At 72.5% G+C, this 19,746-nt stretch carries 15 protein-coding genes and 1 tRNA gene; 6 read left to right on the top strand and 10 right to left on the bottom strand.

Features of this window, described 5'->3' with window-relative positions; genetic code table 11:
- Positions 1 to 69: 69 nt before the first annotated feature.
- The 3 genes from HW566_RS06015 to HW566_RS06005 all read right to left on the bottom strand — a co-directional run bounded on the left by HW566_RS06015 (position 70) and on the right by HW566_RS06005 (position 1,587).
- Positions 70 to 145, bottom strand: a tRNA-Met gene (locus tag HW566_RS06015).
- Between the two features lie 88 nt (positions 146 to 233).
- Positions 234 to 1,145 (bottom strand): alpha/beta hydrolase, encoded by a 912-nt coding sequence (locus HW566_RS06010; RefSeq protein ID WP_256728889.1) that lies wholly within the window; start codon positions 1,143 to 1,145, stop codon positions 234 to 236.
- A gap of 10 nt (positions 1,146 to 1,155) precedes the next feature.
- Positions 1,156 to 1,587, bottom strand: coding sequence for a VOC family protein (locus HW566_RS06005; RefSeq protein WP_178011259.1), 432 nt, complete (start codon positions 1,585 to 1,587; stop codon positions 1,156 to 1,158).
- A gap of 77 nt (positions 1,588 to 1,664) precedes the next feature.
- Here HW566_RS06005 and HW566_RS06000 point away from each other — a divergent pair, with 77 nt between their 5' ends.
- The 3 genes from HW566_RS06000 (at position 1,665) to ligD (ending at position 6,421) form a co-directional block, all read left to right on the top strand.
- The gene (locus HW566_RS06000; RefSeq protein WP_178011256.1) at positions 1,665 to 4,112 is read left to right on the top strand and encodes an ATP-dependent helicase; all 2,448 of its coding nucleotides are present in this window, start codon (positions 1,665 to 1,667) and stop codon (positions 4,110 to 4,112) included.
- Positions 4,113 to 4,155: 43 nt separating this feature from the next.
- Positions 4,156 to 5,262 carry an SseB family protein gene (locus HW566_RS05995; RefSeq protein ID WP_178011254.1) on the top strand — a complete coding sequence of 369 codons (1,107 nt, stop codon included), beginning with the start codon at positions 4,156 to 4,158 and terminating at the stop codon, positions 5,260 to 5,262.
- A gap of 130 nt (positions 5,263 to 5,392) precedes the next feature.
- A complete protein-coding gene (gene ligD / locus HW566_RS05990; protein WP_178011252.1) occupies positions 5,393 to 6,421 on the top strand; it encodes a non-homologous end-joining DNA ligase in 1,029 nt (342 codons plus the stop codon).
- Positions 6,422 to 6,433: 12 nt separating this feature from the next.
- On the opposite strand, the gene HW566_RS05985 is transcribed toward ligD, so the two are convergent.
- From HW566_RS05985 to HW566_RS05970, 4 genes are all read right to left on the bottom strand, one after another.
- Positions 6,434 to 7,732, bottom strand: coding sequence for a threonine/serine ThrE exporter family protein (locus HW566_RS05985; protein ID WP_178011250.1), 1,299 nt, complete (start codon positions 7,730 to 7,732; stop codon positions 6,434 to 6,436).
- A 68-nt stretch (positions 7,733 to 7,800) separates the two neighbouring features.
- On the bottom strand, positions 7,801 to 9,915 hold the full coding sequence (locus HW566_RS05980; RefSeq protein WP_256728888.1) for a phosphatase PAP2 family protein: 2,115 nt from the start codon (positions 9,913 to 9,915) through the stop codon (positions 7,801 to 7,803).
- Between the two features lie 139 nt (positions 9,916 to 10,054).
- On the bottom strand, positions 10,055 to 11,098 hold the full coding sequence (locus HW566_RS05975) for an ATP-dependent DNA ligase (protein ID WP_178011248.1): 1,044 nt from the start codon (positions 11,096 to 11,098) through the stop codon (positions 10,055 to 10,057).
- Between the two features lie 28 nt (positions 11,099 to 11,126).
- The gene (locus tag HW566_RS05970; RefSeq protein ID WP_178011246.1) at positions 11,127 to 12,278 is read right to left on the bottom strand and encodes an AI-2E family transporter; all 1,152 of its coding nucleotides are present in this window, start codon (positions 12,276 to 12,278) and stop codon (positions 11,127 to 11,129) included.
- A 217-nt stretch (positions 12,279 to 12,495) separates the two neighbouring features.
- Between HW566_RS05970 and HW566_RS05965 the strand changes: the two genes are divergently transcribed.
- The gene (locus HW566_RS05965) at positions 12,496 to 14,367 is read left to right on the top strand and encodes an alkaline phosphatase (protein ID WP_178011244.1); all 1,872 of its coding nucleotides are present in this window, start codon (positions 12,496 to 12,498) and stop codon (positions 14,365 to 14,367) included.
- 60 nt (positions 14,368 to 14,427) lie between these two features.
- The gene (locus HW566_RS05960; protein WP_178011242.1) at positions 14,428 to 15,525 is read left to right on the top strand and encodes a COG1470 family protein; all 1,098 of its coding nucleotides are present in this window, start codon (positions 14,428 to 14,430) and stop codon (positions 15,523 to 15,525) included.
- Positions 15,526 to 15,576: 51 nt separating this feature from the next.
- Here the strand turns inward: HW566_RS05960 and HW566_RS05955 are convergent, their stop codons facing one another.
- The 3 genes from HW566_RS05955 to HW566_RS05945 all read right to left on the bottom strand — a co-directional run bounded on the left by HW566_RS05955 (position 15,577) and on the right by HW566_RS05945 (position 18,158).
- Entirely contained in the window at positions 15,577 to 16,824 is a 1,248-nt protein-coding gene (locus HW566_RS05955) for an acyl-CoA dehydrogenase family protein (protein ID WP_178011240.1), read from the bottom strand.
- Between the two features lie 49 nt (positions 16,825 to 16,873).
- On the bottom strand, positions 16,874 to 17,368 hold the full coding sequence (locus HW566_RS05950; RefSeq protein WP_178011238.1) for a GNAT family N-acetyltransferase: 495 nt from the start codon (positions 17,366 to 17,368) through the stop codon (positions 16,874 to 16,876).
- Between the two features lie 124 nt (positions 17,369 to 17,492).
- On the bottom strand, positions 17,493 to 18,158 hold the full coding sequence (locus HW566_RS05945) for a TetR/AcrR family transcriptional regulator (RefSeq protein ID WP_178011236.1): 666 nt from the start codon (positions 18,156 to 18,158) through the stop codon (positions 17,493 to 17,495).
- 60 nt (positions 18,159 to 18,218) lie between these two features.
- Between HW566_RS05945 and HW566_RS05940 the strand changes: the two genes are divergently transcribed.
- On the top strand, positions 18,219 to 19,739 hold the full coding sequence (locus HW566_RS05940; protein WP_178011234.1) for an FAD-dependent oxidoreductase: 1,521 nt from the start codon (positions 18,219 to 18,221) through the stop codon (positions 19,737 to 19,739).
- Positions 19,740 to 19,746: the final 7 nt, after the last annotated feature.

Genomic DNA, 19,746 nt, shown 5'->3' with positions numbered 1-19,746 from the left:
AGTGTGTCCACGAAGTCAGGTCGGCGAGCGCTCTGCCAGTCATAGAGCGGGAACGAGACCAGTTCCGGTTGGACGCGACGGCGGGAGTCGAACCCGCAACGCGATCGGTTATGAGCCGATGCCCGGGACCACCCGGATCGCCGCGATGATCCCCACGCTACGACGCCCCCGCGGACGAGCGCCAGCGTTGTGAAGGCCGGGGTCGCCGTGCTACCGCGTGTGACGCCGCCTCGTCACCCGGCGTCGTGGACGGTCGTCCGAAGCCAGTCCTGCGCACGCGCTATCAGCGCTTGCGCCACCGGCGCCTTCCTCCCCCAGTTCTCGAAGCCGTGCGGCGCACCGGTGACCACATCGGTCGTCACCGGGACGCCGGCGGCCCGGAGGGCGTCGGCGTACGCGCGGTCCTCCTCGGCGAACAGCTCGATATCGCCCCACGTCAGGAAGGTCGACGGCAGGCCCGACAGGTCGCTGCGCCGAGCCGGTGACGCCGAGGCCGGCACGTCGGGAGACCCGGGCGGGCTCCCGAGATACGCCGTCCAGCCCTCGCGGTTCGATGCGTTGTCCCACACGAAGTGCCGCCGGTCGTCGAGCTCCGACCGCGCCGCCGTGCGGTCATCGAGCATGGGCGCGAACAGCCACTGGCCGCGGGGCTGCACGCCGGCCTCGTCACGCACCCGCTGCACCAGCGCAGCCGCGAGCCCGCCTCCCGCGCTCTCGCCGCCGATCACGAGGCGGTGCGGGTCGACGCCGAGCTCACCGGCGTGATGCACGAACCAGGCCCACGCCGCGGCCACGTCGTCGTGCGCGGCGGGGAAGGGGTGCTCGGGCGCCAGCCGGTAGTTGACCGACACGACGACCATTCCCAGGCGCTCGGCCGTCGACAGGCAGAGCGCCTCGTCCTGCCGTGCGTCGCCGAAGAGGAGCCCGCCGCCGTGGATCCACAGCAGGCCCGCGCCCGACCGTGCGCCGCGGGGGAGGTACACCCGGAGTCCCGCCGATGCCGCGCGTGCTCGAGACACGCGCACGCTGCGGGAGCGGGGTACCGGCATCACCCGGACCGCGAGGCGCACCAGCCATCGCGGCGCGGTGAGCTGAGCGCGCCGCATCGGCTCGCGCAGCTCGGGCAGAACGAGCTCGATGTCCACGCCGCGAACGTCAGGCCAGCCCGGCGTCGCGCATGAGCTCGACGCCGAGCGGACCGGGGTTGTACGCGATCTCCCAGCGGAACCCGTCGGGATCGGCGAAGTACCCCGAGTAGCCGCCCCACTCGCGGCGGGCCGGCAGCGCGACGATCTCGGCACCCGCTGCCGCGGCATCCGCGATCACCCGGTCGACTCCGGCTTCGTCGGGCATATTGTGCGCCAGGGCGACCGGGGGGACGCCGGGGCCGGTCTGGGTCGCGCCGATCTCGGCCTCGAAGGCCGCCCGGTCCCAGAGCGACAGCATCACGGCAGGCCCCACGCGCACGAACATCACCTCGCCGGGGGCCTCGAACGCCGGCTCCCAGCCGAGCCCGTCGACGTAGAACCGGCGCGTGGCCGCGAGATCGCGGACGCCCAACGTGATGAAGGTGACCCGTGCATCCATGCCGCCGACGCTATCGCCCGGCGGCGACATCGGCGAGGGGAGGCAGCGTCGGTGCCCGCGCCTAGAATTGCAGGGCCATGCCAGAGCCCATCAAGCCCGTCATCGTCGGCTCGTCCGCGACCGTTCCCTCCGACGCCGGCCGCCCCGACGCCGATCTCCTCGAGGGGCTCAATCCGCCTCAGCGCGAGGCGGTCACCTACCGCGGTCCCGCGCTGCTGATCGTCGCCGGCGCCGGCTCGGGCAAGACCCGGGTGCTGACCCACCGCATCGCCTCGCTGCTGCGCGGACGCGAGGCGTGGCCGAGCCAGATCCTCGCGATCACCTTCACCAACAAGGCGGCGGGGGAGATGCGCGAGCGCGTGCAGCAGCTCATCGGCGACAGCGCGCAGGGCATGTGGATCTCGACCTTCCACTCGGCGTGCGTGCGCATCCTCCGCCGCGAGGCGCAGCAGTTCGGCTTCACGAAGAACTTCACGATCTACGACTCCGGCGACTCGCGCGCGCTCATCAAGCGGCTGGTCAAGGAGCACGAGGCCGATGCGTTCGGGCTCACCCCCGCGGGCGTGCAGAGCCGCATCTCGAAGCTCAAGAACGAGCTCGCCGACGCCGACTCGTACGCGCGCCAGGCCAACATGTCCGACCCCGCGGAGCGCGTCTTCGTCGAGATGTTCGCCGCTTACCAGTCGTCGCTGCAGCGCGCGAACGCGTTCGACTTCGACGACCTCATCGCCCAGACGGTGTACCTCTTCCGCGCCTTCCCGAACGTCGCCGACGTCTACCGCAAGCGGTTCCGGCACATCCTCGTCGACGAGTACCAGGACACCAACCATGCCCAGTACGCGCTCATCCACGAGCTGACGCGGCCGGTGCAGGGCTCCGCGGGAGACTCGTTCTCCGCGGGCGGCATGATGATCTTCGAGCCCGAGACGGCGCCCGAGATCGACGGCGCCTCGTTGACGGTCGTCGGCGATTCGGACCAGTCGATCTACGCGTTCCGCGGGGCAGACATCCGCAACATCACCGAGTTCGAGCGCGACTACCCCGGGGCGAAGGTCGTGCTCCTCGAGCAGAACTACCGGTCGACGCAGAACATCCTGTCGGCGGCCAACGCGGTCATCGCGAACAACTTCGACCGCAAGGACAAGAAGCTCTGGACGGATGTCGGCGCGGGCGACGCGATCGTCGGGTTCACCGGCTACTCGCAGCACGATGAGGCGCAGTTCGTCGCCGACGAGATCGAAGCGCTGCACCGCTCCTCGGTGCCGTATTCGCAGATGGCGGTGTTCTACCGCACCAACTCGCAGTCGCGCGCGCTGGAGGAGATCTTCATCCGCGCCGCCATCCCGTACAAGATCATGGGCGGCACGAAGTTCTACGACCGAGCCGAGATCAAGGACGCCCTGGCCTACGTGGTGGCCGTGGCCAACCCGGCCGACGAGCTCGCGGTGCGCCGCATCCTGAACCGTCCCCGCCGCGGCATCGGCGATGTGACCGAGACGTCGATCGCGCGGTACGCCGCCGACCAGCAGATCACCTTCCGCGACGCCCTGGCCAATGCCTCGGCGTTGGGCGTGGGCCCGAAGATCCAGGCGGCGATCAGCCAGCTCGACGCGGTGCTCGCCGAGGCGACCGAGATCATGCTGCCGAGCTCGGGGGAGGTGGCGCCCCCGACGGCGGTGACCGAGGGCCTGAACGTTCTGCTGAACAAGTCGGGGTACATGGACGCCCTGCGTATGAGCCGCGACCCCCAGGACGAGGCCCGTCTCGAGAACCTGGACGAGCTCGTCGCCGTGACCCGGGAGTTCGCGCGCAACAACCCCGACGGCACGATCCTCGACTTCCTCACCGAGGTGGCGCTCGTCGCCGATGCCGACGACCTCGACGACGCGTCGGGCACGGTCTCGCTCATGACGATGCACACGGCCAAGGGGCTCGAGTACGACGCGGTCTTCGTCACCGGCGTCGAGGAGGACCTGATCCCGCACCGGATCTCGGCCGGTGAGCCCGGGGGCCCCCAGGAGGAGCGCCGGCTGTTCTACGTCGCGCTCACACGCGCACGCAAGCGCCTGCACCTCTCGCTCGCGATGACCCGCGCCCAGTTCGGCGAGGTGTCGGCGGCGATGCCCAGCCGGTTCCTCCAGGAGATCCCGCATGACCTCATCGACTGGCGGCAGTCGCCCGGCGACGTGAACTCGCGCGGCGGGATGCAGTCCCGTGCGCTCAACGCACGTCGCGCCCCCGGCTCCGGCGGCGCGGGCAAACGCTACGGTGACGACCTCGTGCCGCTTCCGCGCCGCGAGCCCTCGAGCGACATCGCCAAGTTCGCCAATCGCATCCCCGCGAAGGTGCGCGACAACGGCGACCTCGAGCTCGCACCCGGCGATCGCATCCGGCACGACGACTTCGGAGAGGGGCGGATCGACGCCGTCACGGGGGAGGGCGCCAAGCGCGTAGCCCACGTGCGCTTCGACTCGGCGGGGGCCAAGAAGCTGCTCATCAAGATCGCACCCATCGTCAAGCTCTGACGCCCGCCGAGCTCCCGGCGGGCCCGCGGGTTAGGCTCGACGCATGGCGATCTTCAAGCGCTCTGCGCGAGACACCACCAGCCAGCCTGCAGCAACCGACGCGGTCGACGACGAGGTCACCGGTGCCGAGAACGGCGGCGCAGCAGACGTCGTCGAGCCCGCGCCGGAGGTCGTGCCCCACGTCGGCATCTCGATGTCGACGTTCGGCGCGCCCGCGCGGCCGGCCCCGCCCGCGCAGCCGCAGCGGTCGACGACCCGCCCGCCCGCCGAGGCCCCGGCGCGCACCGAGACGGTGAGCGGGATGCCCGACAACACCCTCGTGCAGGCCGCGCTGACGGTGCTGCCCGAGCAGCCGGGCAACGTCGACGTCATGAACGTCATGCGTCAGAGCATGCAGGGGACGCTGTACGTCCGCGTCCGGGGTGACGCTCGCGCGCTCACGGCGGAGGGAAAGCCCATCACGCTCGCCGTCTCCCACGTCGACGGCGCGCGCTTCCTGCTCGCCTTCACGGGCGGTGCCTCGCTCCGCGCGAGCGTCGAGGCGGACGGCGACCGCGACACGTCGGCGCTGGGGCTCCCCGTGGCGGGCGTGTTCCGCAACGCGATCGAGGGGCCCTACGAGGGTCTCATCATCGACCACGCCGTCGCCGGCTCGCGCATCGTGCTCCCGGCCCCGCTCATCAAGAAGGCCTTCGAGGAGGGCGACCCCGCTTTCACGATCAAGAACCTCCTCGCCGGTCCGCGCGACGCGCAGACCCCGGGCGCCGTCGGGACGGCTCTCGCCGCCGCGCCGTTGTGGGTGGCGGCCGGAACCGCGGCGGACAGCGGGCAGATCGGTCTCGCCGAGTCGCGCACGGCGTCGGGAGAGCGTCGCCTCGAGGTCTACTCGCACCCGCTCGAGGTCCTCGTCCTGCAGCGCGGCGACCGGCCGGTGCCGGTGACCGCAGCGCAGATCGCGCGCGCGCTGATCGGCAACCCCGAGCTCACCGGCGTCATCGTCGATCCGGGCGGCCCGTGGATCCACGTCGACCGAGCCGACCTCGGTCCGGTGCTGGTGCGGGCGGACGATCCCGAGGAGGCCCCGGCGGCCGCCACGACCCCCGCCGACGGCGGCTCCGAGCCCGCGCCGGATTCCGACTCGGACCGCTGATCCCGAGGGGATCTCGCATTCTGCGGATGCTGCGCGCTGCGGCATCCGCCGGATCGTGGATCTCCGCGTGATCGCCTCGCGGCCTGTCCAGGGGGTACCTCGGGTGCGCGCCGACCCCTAGGGTCGGGCCATGGCGAGCGAGCGCATCACCCTGACCGTGCCCGGACCCCACGGCGACCGTGAGGTCGGCGTATCGAGCCCGAACCGCGTGCTGTGGCCCGATGAGGGCATCACCAAGCACGAGTACGCCGACTACGTGCTGGCGGTGTCGGAACCGTTCCTGCGGGCGAACGGGCATCGACCGATCTCGCTCGAGCGTTTCCCCGACAGCATCGACGGCGAGCGCTTCTTCTCGAAGAACCCGCCCAAGGGGGCGCCGGACTATGTCGACCAGGTCGTCTGCACGTACAACAGCGGCAGGCGTCATCCGCAGGTCGTGATGAACGAGGCGGCTGCGGTGGTGTGGGCGGTGCAGATGAACACCGTCGTGTTCCACCCCTGGGCCTCGCTCGCGCGCGACACCGACAACCCGGTGGAGTTGCGCATCGACCTCGATCCGCAACCCGGCACCGATTTCGGGGATGCCGCCGCGGTGGCTCCCGCGCTGCGCGACGTGCTGGCCGAAGCGGGGCTCACCGCCTTCGTGAAGACGAGCGGGAACCGGGGGCTGCACGTGTTCTGCCCGATCAAGCCCAGCCACGAGTTCCTCGACGTGCGGCACGCGGTGATCGCGGCGGCGCGTGAACTGGAGCGGAGGATGCCCGATCGGGTGACGACGAACTGGTGGAAGGAGGAGCGCGGCGAGCGCGTCTTCGTCGACTTCAACCAGGCCAACCGCGACCGCACCATGGCCGGCGCCTACAGTGCCCGAGCGCTGCCCGCCGCGCCCGTGTCGACGCCGCTGACGTGGGACGAGCTCGAGGCGGGCGTGGAACCGTCGTCGTTCACGGTGCGGACCGTGCCCGGACGCCTCCGTGAGCTCGGCGACCCGTGGGCCGGTCTGCAGGACGCCCCGGGGCGGGTCGACACGCTGCTGGACTGGTGGCAGCGCGACCTCGACGCCGGGCTCGGCGAGCTGCCGTTCCCCCCGGAGTTCCCCAAGATGCCGGGCGAGCCGCCGCGGGTGCAGCCCAGCCGCGCCCGGCATCCGGAGGCCTGAGACGCGTCGTCGTCAGTTCGCCGACGGGCGCAGCCACTCGCGTTCGGTCACGACGCGGGCGACGGTGAGCCCCACGGCGAGGGCGACGACGACGAACACGGCCGTCACGCCGTATTGCACGGCGCTCAGGGTGTCCGACTCGATCGTGGCGACGATCGCGCGGTACGCCGATGCGCCGGGAACCATGATGAGGACCGCCGGCACCGTGAGGGTGATGCGCGGCGAGCGGACGAAGCGCGAGACGGCGAACGCCCCGAAGCCGACGGCGACACCGGCCGCCGCGGCCGCCACCGGCTGCATCGCGCCGTTGTCGATCATCAGCAGGCGCCCGACGTTGGCGACGGCGCCGATCGCGGCCGCGGCGAGGGCGGTGCGCCACGGCGTCGAGAAGAGCAGCGCGAAACCCATCACCCCCACGAATCCCGCGACGAGCCGCCCGAGCGAGAGGAACGGCTCGCCGAGTCCGGGGGTCGCGACGGCCACGGCGCTGGTCTGGAAGATCGCCGCCACCGCCCAGACGGCGCATCCGGTCGACAGCAGCACGAGACCGGCGTAGACGACGCGGTTGACCCCCGCGTTGAGGTCGAGGCGGGCCAGATCGAGGGCGCCGGTGACCAGCGGGAAACCCGGTACGAGATAGAGCACCGCGCTCGTGAGCGCTGCGCCGTACTGCGGAGAGGGGGCGCCGATGGATTCGATGAGGTGCGAGGCCCCGAGGAAGGTCAGCAGGGCCGTGGCGGCCGAGAGGAAGACGAGGAGGAACTCGTTCACCTGCAGCCGGGCCCCGCGGATGCGCACATACTGGCCCAGCGCGACCGCCAGCGCCACGCTCAGGCATTCGGCCCACCCGCCGTTGTTGAGGAAGGCGAAAGCCGTGCACGCCGCGGCGGCGGCGAGCACCCGCACCGCGGTGGGGTAGCGCGGCGGCATCCGTTCGATGCGGTCGAGCTCGCGCTGCAGCTCGTCGGCGGTGACGCCGTCGGCGACGCGGTGAGACAGGTGCATGACCTCCGCGATGCGCTCGGAGTTGACCACCGGATGCCGCACCTCGGCCACGCGCGTGCGGAACAGCTGCCCCCGCTGCGCGGTGATGACGATGTCGGTCATTCCCACGCGCGACTCCAGGCGCTCGAGACCGAGAGCCCGTGCGGTGCGGTCCATCGTGTCGCGCACCCGTGCGGAGGACGCGCCGGCTCCCAGCATGAGCATCCCCAGGCGGAGCACGGCGTCGGTGCGGGCGATGAACCGGACCGGTTCGAGGTGCAGCTCGGCGGTGCCGTCGGGCACCGGGTCGCTCTGGTCATCCCGCATGGTTCGATCCTCCCACCCGCATCGGGTGCGGGTGGGAGGATCGGCCGGGCGTATCCGGGCGTGGACCGTCAGTGCTGGACGGGACGCTTGCGGCGCGAGACCAGCACGAGCGCGCCCGCCGACACGAGCAGGATGCCGCCGATGAGCGCGCCGGTCGGCGCGCCGTCGCCACCGGTACGGGCGATGCGCTCGCCGGTGGGTCCGGTGGCAACGGCCTCTCCCGCCTGCGCGCCGCCGGGGCCGCCGGCGGTGTCCGCGTCCGGCCGGGCGCCGTCGCCGGGGACGTCCGGAACCGCCGGGGTCGTCGGAGCCCCCGGTCCTTCCCCGTCGGGGGTCTCGCCGGGAGCCGTGACCACCGGAACGAGGTAGACCCCGTCGGTGCGGTAGTCGAGCTCACCGTCGAACCCGGCGGGCGCCCCGGTGATCTCGACGGCGTCGAAGGCCGATCCAGCGGTGACCGAGCCGTAGGCGATGAGGCGGTGGGTGGCGGCGGGCGTCGCGCCGGCGAGGTCGACGCGCAGCGTGCCGTCGAGGGTCGCCTCGCCCGCGACGCTGAGGGCCGGCTGACCGCCCGAGGGAGCGAGCTCCAGCGCGGCCTCCCCGGCCTGCCGGTAGTCGCCGCCGACCACGAGGCCGTCGGTGGTCTCCGCCATCCGCCCCGCAGCCAGCGTCACGTCGCCGGTGCCGAGCGCGCCCGGGGAGCCGGCGACGACGGCGCCGGCTGCGATGACCGTGCCCCCGGTGTAGGTGTTCTCACCCGAGAGTGTGAGCACGCCGGTGCCGTCCTTGGTCAGCGACCCGGCGCCGTCGATGTCGTTGCGCCACTCGTCGGCGGCCGATGCGCCGCCGGCGGCGGCATCCATCGTCACCGTCAGGTCGGTGTCGAACGCGCCGAATCCGTTCGAGGCCTCGAAGAGGTTGAGCCGGCCCCAGCCCTCGGCGTCGTCGAGCACGGCGTGCCCCGAGGCGACGGCCGTCGAGTGCAGCACCCACCGCAGCTGCTGCTGGTCGAGGTAGGGCAGCCGGTGCTCGATGAGCACCTCGGCGCCGGCGGGGACACGCGCGGGCAGGGTCGTGTCACCGGTCGCGGGCAAACCGTAGGTCATGCGGTCGAGGTACTGCGCGGCGAGCAGGTCGTAGTCGTCGGCGGCGCCGTCCGCCGGGGGCAGGGTGGCCAGGAGCTCCTGGGCCTCGGCAGCGGCGCTCGCGCGGAGCGCGGCGTTGGCCGGGTCGTTCAGGCTCGCGGCCGTGAGCGCCGTGGCGAGGATGCGGCCCCCGATGACGTCGAGCGGGGAGTGCATCCCCGCGACGATCCGGCTGTCGCCGATCTCCGCCGCGTTCGCGATCAGCTGCGACTGGTACTGCGGTGCCGCGTCGGCGAGGGCCAGCGAGGCCAGGTAGGCCGCGTTGGTGTGACCGCTGGGGAACCCCCCGTCGCTCTCGGCCTCGGTGTCGGGCTTGCGCACCGGCAGCAGCGCGGGAACGATGAGCGCGTCGTCGACCCAGCGGAACGGACGCTTGTAGCTGTAGAAGTTCTTCGACGGGTTGGAGGAGGCCGACGGGCCGCGCACCGTGTCGACCAGCTCGACCACTGCTCCGAGGGGCGCATCGCGGTCGGCCCACGCGCCGTTGCCGTTGCCCGCATCGTCGTAGCGCACGGAGGTGGCGTCGGCGGGGACCTCGGCCGGGATGGTGGTGCCGGCGTTCATCGCCGCGCGGAACGCGGGGGCGGCCGAGCCGAGGCCGTCGAGGGCGCTGTAGCTCTGGTGGCGGCGGTCGAAGATCCACGCCGCCGCCTCGTCGGCGTCGGTGCGGGTCTGGGCGACCCGGACGTTGTGGGCGATGTTGGCCTCCAGCACGGCCGCGCCGACAGGGGTCGCCCGTCCGGAGTCCCAGCTCGCCCCGGGCTGCCAGAGCTCGAGCATTCCCGACAGCACGCCGATGGCCGGGTTCGTCGTGGGGGTGCCGTTGTCGGAGCTGTTGGCGAGGTAGGTCTCGACGAAGGTGCCGTAGGCGGCGGGGTGGGGCGCGATCGCGTCGTCGGCGAGGAGGTCGTCGCCCGCCGCGGCAGCGGGGAGCGCGCATCCGAGGGCGAGGCTCGCGGCGGTGAGCGCGCCGAGGGCGGCTGCGGGGGCGAGGGCGTGTCGTCGCGCCGGACGGCGACGGGGGGCTGCGGAGGGCATGCGTGTCCTTCGGGTGGGGGAGGGATGCCGCACCCGAGCGACGCAGCACGAGCCGCGCCCCTGGGCGACTCCCGCACGCTAGGCAGGACCCGGCAACACCCGATGTCCACGGCGTGAACGCCCGGTGACAGGCGGCGACTCAGTCGAGCACGTCGGCCAGGTCGTAGGCCACGACCGTCTCGAGCTGATCGAAGGTGCAGGATCGCGCGTCGCGGTCGGGCCGCCACCGTTCGAACTGGACGGTGTGCCGGAATCGGCGGCCTTCGAGCTGGTCGTAGCGCACCTCGAGGACGCGCTCCGGGCGCAGCCGCACGAACGAGACGTCCTTCGATGCGGCGAACCGCGAGCGGTCGGACTCTCCGGTGATGGCGGCGCCGTCGGCATCGCGTTCGACGAGGGGCTGGAGCTCGTCGACGAGGTCGAGCCGACGCTTGTCGCTCCAGGCGGCCACCCCGCCGACCCCGTGCAGGTCGCCGTCCTCGTCGAAGAGCCCGACGAGGAGCGAGCCCACCCCCGAGCCGGACTTGTGGATGCGGTACCCGATCGCCACGACGTCGGCGGTGCGAGCGTGCTTGATCTTGTACATCGCGCGCTTGCCGGGCGCGTAGGGCGCCGCGAGCGGCTTGGCGACGACGCCGTCCAGCCCCGCACCCTCGAACTCCGCGAGCCAGCGGCGCGCGGTCTCGACATCGTCGGTGGCGCGGGTGACGTGGATCGGATCGGGCACGGCGCGCAGCAGGTCGACCAGCTCGGCGCGCCGCACGGCGAACGGCTCGGCCAGCAGGTCGCGCTCGCCGCGGGCGAGGAGGTCGAAGGCGATGAACATCGCCGGCGTCTGCTCGCTCAGGAGCGCGACGCGGGATGCCGCCGGGTGGATGCGCTGCGACAGCGCCTCCCACTGCAGGCGGCGCCCGTCGCCGTCGTCGCGAGCCACGACGATCTCGCCGTCGAGCAGGCAGGGCTCGGGCAGCAGCCGCGAGAACGCATCGACGAGCTCGGGGAAATACCGCGTCAGCGGCTTCGATCCCCGGCTGCCGATGACCACGTCGCTGCCGTCCCACGCCACGATCGCGCGGAAACCGTCCCACTTGGGCTCGAACGAGAGCCCGCAGTCGGTGAGGTCGGGGTCGGGGACCGCGGGAACCGACTTCGCGAGCATCGGCGCGGGGATGTCGTAGACCATGAGCCGATCCTTCTCGCGAGGACGCCCTTCAGGAAAGGGGCTTGTGCTTGGGGCGAGCCCAGCGGGCCGGCAGATCGGGCCCGTCCCACACCTGGATGATGCCCCACACCACGGCCGTGATCGGCACGGCGAGCAGCGTGCCGAGAATGCCGCCGATCGCGGTGCCGGCGGCGAGGGCGACCAGCACGACGAACGAGTGGAGCTTCATCGTGCGGCCCATGAGCACCGGCTGCAGGAAGTTGCCCTCGAGCTGATTGACCAGGACCACCGCGCCGACGACGAAGAGCGCGTTGACCGGGCCGTTGGCCACGAGCGCCACGAGGGCCGCCAGGATGCCGGCGAGGGTGGCACCCACGATGGGGATGAAGGCGAGGAGGAACACCAGCACCGCGAGGGGGATCGCCAGTGGCACGTGCAGGATGAGCAGGAAGATGTAGATGCCGATCGCGTCGACCGCGGCCACCGCGGCGGTGCCCCGGATGTACGAGCCGAGCACGACGACGGTCTTGTCGCCGACGCGGCGGGCACGGTCCTCGTTCGAGCCGCGGAAGGGGCGCAGGAGGAACTCCCACATGCGCGGTCCATCTTTGAGGAAGAAGAACAGGATGACCACGAGCAGCACGGCGCCGGTGATGAAGGTCGCCACGGCGCTGACGCCCGCGATGGCGCCCGAGCCGAACTGCGCGCTGGTGACGAAGTCGCCGAGCGCATCGAGCCATTCGTCGATCTGATCCTGGTCGATCGAGAACGGCAGCGTCTGCGCCCAAGCGATCAGCTGCTGGAAGCCCCTCTCTGCCTGCGAGTACAGGTCGTCCCACTGATCGCGGACCGCCCACACGATGAGCCACGACAGACCCGTCAGCAGCACCACGATCGTGAGCAGTGTCAGGATCGTCGCAACCAGCGAGGGCACGCCGCGCCGCCGCATCGCGTTCATCGCCGGAGCGAACGCGCACGCGAAGATGAGGGCGAGGATCAGCGGGATCGCGACCACCGACACCTGGCGCAGCACGTAGACGATGCCGATCGCGATGATGACCAGGATGATCACCTGCACGGCGCGGATCGCGAGGCGTCCGAAGCCGTCGGCCCACAGGCTCGCCGGAGGTCGTTCGGTGCTGCGGTCGATGGCGTCGGCCACCGCGGTCTGGGGCGCGGGGCTCCGGCGGAACAGGGTCATGCTCCGACGCTAGCGGACCGGCCCGCCTGCGGGCGGGGGTTGCGCTCGCGGTCGGGGTGGCGCATGCACGCGCCCGCCGGCCGGTCACGCGCGCGGCGACCGTTGTTCACCCGCGGGTCACGGCGGCGTCGGTCCTCGGTCATCCGCGGCGGCGAGCGTGGGGTGGCCGCTGTCAGCGGCATCCGATCGTCCCCCGCGATACGAAAGAGGAACCTCCATGCACCGCAGAGCGCACCCGCGCCTCCGCACCCTCACGGCCACCGGCGTCGCCGCCGGACTCGTGGCGGCAGCCCTGCCCGCCGTGGCCGCGACCGCGACCGACGAGGCGGCGCCCTCGACGCCGAAGAACATCATCCTGCTGATCTCGGATGGCGCCGGCTACAACCAGTTCGATGCCGCGAACCTCTACGAGAGCGGCACGAGCGCGCACCAGGTGTCCGTCGACCCGGCCACCGGTGCCGTCTCGCATGCACCGTCGACACCCGGTCAAGGGTACGAGCAGTGGCCCGTCCAGGTGGGGCAGTCGCACCACTCCGCCTCGGGACGCGCCGAGTACGTCACCGAGCAGGCCTGGGGCGATTTCGCCTGGGTCGCCTCGGGCGCCACCGACTCCGCCGCCGCCGGTACAGCGCTCGGCACGGGCGTGAAGACGAACAACGGTGTGCTCGGGCTCACCCCCGGCGGCGACCGCCTGCTCACCGTCGGCGAGCAGGCCCAGGCCGTCGGTAAGAAGGTCGGGCTCGTCACGTCGGTGCCGTTCAACCACGCCACCCCCACGGGCTTCATCGCCCACAACGCCGACCGCAACGACTACCGGGGCCTGGCGACGGAGATGATCGACAGCGGGGTGGACGTGCTGATGGGCGGGGGACACCCCCTCTACACCGACGCGCACGAGCCCCGGCCGGCCGACTGGACCTGGATCTCCCAGCAGGACTACGAGCGGGTCTCGACCGGCGGCACCGACTACGCCTTCGTCGAGGATCGGGCCGACTTCGAGGCGCTGGCTGCGGGCACGGACGTGCCCGAGAAGGTGTTCGGGCTCGCCCAGGTCGCCGAGACACTGCAGTACAACCGTCCGGGCCTGGCCGACGACGACGTGCTGCCCGGTACCGACCCGGCCAACGACGTCGCCGACCTCGACACGCTCGCCCGCGGCGCGTTGAACGTGCTCGACCAGGGCGAGGAAGGCTTCTTCCTCATGATCGAGGGCGGTGCGGTCGACTGGGCCGGTCACGCCAACCAGACCACGCGCCTGATCGAGGAGCAGATCGACTTCAACGACGCCGTCGAGGCCGTCGAGCAGTGGGTCGAGCAGAACAGCTCCTGGGACGAGACCCTCGTCGTGGTGACCGCCGACCACGAGACCGGCTACCTCGCCGGTGCCGGTGCGGGACCCGAGGCGGGCTGGACGCCCATGACCGGCGCCGCGGGACAGCTGCCCGACCTCACCTGGCACTCGGGCGGCCACACCAACGCCCTCGTGCCGCTGTTCGCCAGGGGTGCGGGAGCCGACGTCCTCGACGCGCGCGCAGACCAGTGGGACCTCGTGCGCGGCGCCTACCTCGACAACACCGCGGTCGGTGAGACGATCTTCGACTTCCTCGGACACGGCGAGCGCAGCTCGGCGGATGCCGTCGCGCTCGAGGCCACGGTCGCGGGGCAGCACGCCGACGGTGCGCTGAGCCTGAGCGTCGCCGGTGACGGCGAGCGGGTGTCGTTCGACGGCTCCGGAGCGAACCTCGACGCGACGCTGCCGCTGGTGACCGTCGCCGACACGCGCAACGAGGTCCGCGCGCAGGGCCGCGGCTGGACCCTGGCCGGGTCGGCATCCGACTTCGCGGCCGGCAACCGCGCGCTCGCAGCGAAGAACCTCGCCTGGACGCCGCGCATCGTGCGCTCGGAGTCGGGCGCCGCCGCGGGTGGCCGCGCGACGCTCGAGGCTCCCGCGACGCTCGCCGCGGCCGACCGGACCTCGCGCCTGGGCGCGACGGTCGTCGGCGCCGACCTCGACCTGTCGATCCCGGCCGAGGCCGCCGGGGGTCGCTACGGCAGCGAGATCACCCTCACCCTGTTCGCGCAGGACTGACGCATCGGTGGGGGCGGGCCGGTGTGCCCGCCCCCACCACCCCGATCCGGAGATCCCCCCATGCCCCGCTTCCGTTCCCGTCGCGCCGCGCTGCCCGCGGCCGGCGCTTTCGCCGTTCTCACGGCGCTCCTCGTCGGCCACGCCGCCGTCCTTCCCCCCGCGGCCGCCGCCACATCGACCGTCGCCGCGCCCGTGTCGAGCTCGGCGCTCGAGGGGGCTGAGGCTGCCGAGGCCGCCGAGCCTCCCGCCACCGAGTGGGGCGTCGTCCCGGCGGACGCCGCGGGTCCCGATGGCCGCGTGTCGCTCCGGCACGTCGTCTATCCCGGCGCGAGCGTGAGCGATGCCGTCGCGGTGACGAATCACTCAGCCGAACCCGCCGTGTTCGCCGTCGCGACCGGCGACGGTGTCGTGGGCGCCGACGGCGCCTTCGACGTGCGCACCGACGATCCGGCGTCGGGCGGGGCCTGGGTGCGGGTCGAGGGCCTCGACGGCGGGGCGCTCGCGCTCGCGGCCGGGGAGACCCGGGTGCTGCCCGTGACCATCGCCGTTCCCGCCGACGCCACGCCCGGCGACCATCCCGCCGGCATCGTGGTCGCCCTGTCGATCGAGGACGCCGGGGTGACGCTCACGCACCGCGTCGGGGTGCGCGTCCACCTGCAGGTCGCCGGCGAGATCGCGCCCGCGCTGCGCGTCGACGCGGCGACGGCGACCTTCACGCCGTCATGGATGCCGTTCGCCTCGGGAACCTTGAGCGTGGAGTACCGCGTCACCAACACCGGCAACGTCCGGTTCGGCGCGAGCGCGGCAGCCGACGCGTCCGGTCCCCTGGGGCTGCTGCCCGGCGAGGCCGGGGGAGAGGCGTTCGAGGTGCTCCCGGGAGGAACGGCCACGCAGCGCATCGAGATGCCGTTGGCCCCGCTCTTCTTCGCGGCGGGCGAGATCACCGTCACCCCCGTGTCGCTCGGCGACGACCGGGTGCCGCTGCCGGAGGCGGCATCCGCGGGCTTCTCGACGCCGGCCGTGCCGTGGTCGTCGCTCGCGGTCGTCGTCCTCGGCGTGGGAGTCCTCGGGCTCGTCGCGATCCTCCTCGTCCGCGGTCGAGGCCGCACGCAGCGCCGTATCGACGAGGCGATCGCCGCCGACCGCGCCCAGCGCTGACATCCGGCACGAATCCGGGCGGTGGGTCGGCGGCATCCGCCCGCGGCGGGCTCAGGCGAACGCGCCGACGCCGGTGATGTCGCGTCCCAGCAGCAGCGCCTGCACGCTCTCGGTGCCCTCGTAGGTGTGGATCGCCTCGATGTCGGTCATGTGCTGCATGACGCCGTTCTCGAGCAGGATGCCGTTGCCGCCCAGGAGGTCGCGCGCGGTCTGCGCGATCCGTCGCGCGGCGCGCGTGTTGTGGTACTTCGCCAGGGAGGCCTGGGTCGGGCGCAGTCCGCCCGCGGTCTCGAGGTCGGCCAGGCGGCGGCAGTACAGCTGCATCGCGGTGAGCTCGTCGAGCATCTGGGCCAGCCGCTCCTGCACCATCTGCGAGTGGGCCAGGGGGCGACCGAACTGGATGCGTCGGCCGGCGTACGTCACCGCTGCCTCGTAGCAGGCGGTCGCGTGACCGAGCGCTGACCACGCGACTCCGGAACGGGTGGCGTAGAGGACGGTCGAGGCATCCCGGAACGACCGCGTGCGCTCGAGCACCGCGTCCGCCGGAAGACGCACGTCGCGCAGCGCGATGTGGGCCTGATGGATGCCGCGGAGCGAGCCCTTGCCGGTGATGACGGTTCCCGTATAGCCGGGGCGATCCTGCTCGACGAGGAAGCAGCGCACGGCGCCGTGGAGCTCGTCGCCCTCGTCGTCGACGCGGGCCCAGACGAAGGCGATGCCGCCCGAGGCGCCGTTGCCGATCCACTTCTTCGCTCCGCGCAGCACCCAGCCGCCAGCGTCGCGACGGGCGACCGTCTCGAGCGAGACCGAGTCCGAGCCGTGGTCGGGCTCGGTGAGCGCGAAGGCGCCGAGCACCTCGCCGCTCGCGAGGGGCCGCAGCCAGCGCTCCTGCTGGGCGGGGGATCCGAAGAGGGCGAGCGTGCGCAGCGCCAGGCCGCCCTGAACGGCATGAGCGGTGCCGAGCGAGCCGTCGCCGCGCGAGATCTCCATCGTCACCAGGCCCGCCCCGAGCGGGGTGATGCGGGTGAGGTCCGGGTGCTCGATCCCGTCGACCAGCAGGTCGAGCTCGCCCATGCGGCGGACGAGGTCGAGGGGATACTGCGCGGTGTCCCAGGCCCGCTGCATCCGGTCGCCCACCTCGTCGACGAACGCGCGGGCGCGGTCCCACGCGGCACGGTCCTCGCCGTGAACGTCCGCGAAGGCGCCGTAGTAGTCGGTGTCGCGGCGGCCCGTCAGCTCGTATGAGGTGACGCGCTCGCCGGGGAGGACGTCGGTGTCGTGGTCGGCTTCATCGCTCATGGCATCCAGTATCGCCGCGAATGGAACTCGGTGTCACGCCTGGGGCCGATCAGCGCACCATCCGCGCGTCGGTGATGAGCGGAGCGGTCGGATCGATCTGCTCGATCCCGTCGAAGGCGAACCCGTTGCGACGGTAGAAGGCGATCGCGCGAGGGTTCTCCCTCGCGACCCAGAGCTCGGCCGGCCCGGTGCCCAGGACCGCGTCGAGCAGAGATTGACCCGCGCCGCTCCCGTGGTGGGCCGCCGTCACGTAGATCGCGTACAGCTGGCGCTCCCGACGCGGCGGGGCAGCGCCGCTCGTCACCGTCGGACCCGCCCAAGCGAATCCGACGAGGGTGCCCTCCGCATCTGCGACGCGGACTGTCATGTCTGTTCGTGCGTCCGCCAGCACGTGCGTCCACATGCGGTGCCGTCCCTCCACGAACTCGGGCGTGAAGAAGCCCGCCGGGAGCAGGTGGCCGTAGGCCTCGCGCCACGTCTGAACGTGCAGGTCGGCCAGGCCGCCCGCGTCGGCGGCGCTCGGCTCGCGGATGGTGATGCCCATACCTCCATCCTCGCCAGCCACCGGACGTCGTGCGCCAGCCACACCGGCGCGGGAGCCTGCCGGTGTCGTCACTCTGCGTCACGGAACGCCCCGCAGGGCCTCGGGCCCGCAGCGTGCGTCCACCTCAGGAGAGGTCGTTGCGCAGGCGCCGCGTGATCTCGGCGAGCGGCATCCGGCGCGGGAAGACCGCCACGACCACGTCGTCGTGCGCCGGCTCCTCGCCGTCGGGGTGCACGCCGAAGCGGTGCAGGAGGTCGTCGAGGGCGACCTCGAGGGTGGCGCGGGTGACGCCGTCCTCACCGCGGATCACGCGGCGCAGCACGTGGTTGTGCACGGCCGTGACGGCGGCGCTGAAGGCCACCGCGTCCGCCGGGTCGAGGTCGGGCAGACGCCCGCGCAGATGCTCGGCGAACAGGCGCTCGTACCGGAACACCGTGACGATCTCGCGGTCGCGCAGGGCGGCCACGCCGCGCACGACGCGATATCGGCGGCGCGCCAGTCCGACATCGGCCGCGAAATGGTCGAACGCGGCCAGGACGGCGTCGCACACGGCCCGCCACGGACTCTCGTGGTGGGCCGCGAGGACATCGCGCAGAGTGGCGATCGCGACGTCGTGGTCGGCGAAGACGACATCGTCCTTGCCGCCGTACTGACGGAAGAAGGTCGACCGCGACATACCGGCGGCTCGGGCGATGTCATCGACCGAGGTGCGCTCGTACCCCTGCTCGTCGAACAGGGCGACGGCTGCGGCCACAAGGGCGCCACCGGCGGTGCGGGAGGCCTCGCTCATGGGCACCGAGCCTAGTGTCAAGGCGTTGCCGCCGTCCCCGGGACGGCGTTGGATGCCGTCATGACGCCGCTGTGGAAATCCGACGTGTCCCTGCCCGCGGGAACGCCCGTCGAACCCGGTCGGCGCCACGACGTGGTCATCGTCGGGGCGGGTCTGACCGGGCTCGCGACGGCGCTGGAGCTCGTGCGGGCCGGCATGGATGTCGCGGTCGTCGAGCGCGGGAGCATCGGCGAACTCGCTTCGGGCTCGAACACCGGCAAGATCTCGCTGCTGCAGGGCACGACCCTGTCGTCGCTGCGCCGTCACCATCCGGCATCCCTCGTGCGCGCGTACGCCGATGCGAACCGCGACGGGTTCGAGTGGGTCACCCACGCAGCGGACGAGCTCGGCGTGCCGACGACCGTCCGAACCGCGATCACCCACGCTCAGGGCGCGGACGGCGTGGCGGCGGTGACTGAGGAGTATCGGGCCGCCCGCGAGGCGGGGCTCGGCGTCCGGCTCGCCACTGCCGACGAGCTCGCCGCCGGTCCCGTGCACATGGCAGCGGCGGTGGCGCTCGACGGTCAGCGCGCGATCGACCCGATGAGCCTGTTGACGGCACTGGCCTCCGCCTTCGTCGCGGCGGGCGGGCGGCTGCACCTGCACACCGCGGTGCGCCGGGTGCGCGTCGTGCCGAGGCCGCGGGTCGAGACCGACGCGGGCCCGCTGTTCGCGGCGAACATCGTGCTGGCCACGGGCGCCCCCATCACCGACCGTGGACTGTACTTCGCGAAGATCAGCGGGATGCGGTCGGCGTGCGTGTCGTTCGACCTCGAGGGCGACGTACCCGACGGCATGTATCTGTCGGCCGACAGCCCGACCCGGTCGGTACGGACCGTGACGGCCGGAGACGGCGCGGGAGCCGATGGGGCGCCGCAGCTGATCGTCGGCGGGGCGGGACACCCGGTCGGGCGGACCGAGAGCGAGCTCGGCATGCTCGAGGAACTCATCGCGTGGGCGCGCGAGACGTTCCCCGTGGGCGCCGAGACCCATCGTTGGTCGGCACAGGACTACACCTCGCACAACCGCGTGCCGTTCATCGGGGTCATGCCGCGCACCCTCGGGCGCGTGCGCTTCGCGACCGGTTACGCCAAGTGGGGGCTGACGAACGCGCCGGCGGCGGCGCTGCGGATCGCCAGCGAGCTGCGCGGCGAGAAGCTGCGGGAGCGCACGGCATGGATGAAGGTCATCGGCACCCGGCTCACCGTCCCCGCCGACCTCGCCCGCGGTGCGAAGGAGAACGCGAAGGTCGGCGCCGTCGCGACGCGTGGCTGGGCCGAGGCGGTGTCGCGGTCGACGCCGGTCGCACGCCCCGCGGAGGGCGCGGGGACGGTCGCACAGCATCACGGACGCCCGGTGGGCGTGTCGACCGTGGCCGGCGAGACCCGGGCCGTCAGCGCGGTCTGTCCGCACCTGGGCGGAGTGCTCGAGTGGAACGACCTCGAGTGCACGTGGGACTGCCCCCTGCACGCCTCGCGGTTCACCGCAGAGGGCGCCCGCATCGAGGGTCCCGCCTCGACCGGCCTGCGCCGCCTGCGCTGAGCCGGAT

The sequence above is a fragment of the Microbacterium oleivorans genome (assembly GCF_013389665.1).
Lineage (GTDB): Bacteria > Actinomycetota > Actinomycetes > Actinomycetales > Microbacteriaceae > Microbacterium > Microbacterium oleivorans_C.
The sequence above is the reverse complement of the archived record's forward strand: the minus strand, read 5'-3'. Positions and strand labels throughout refer to the sequence as shown.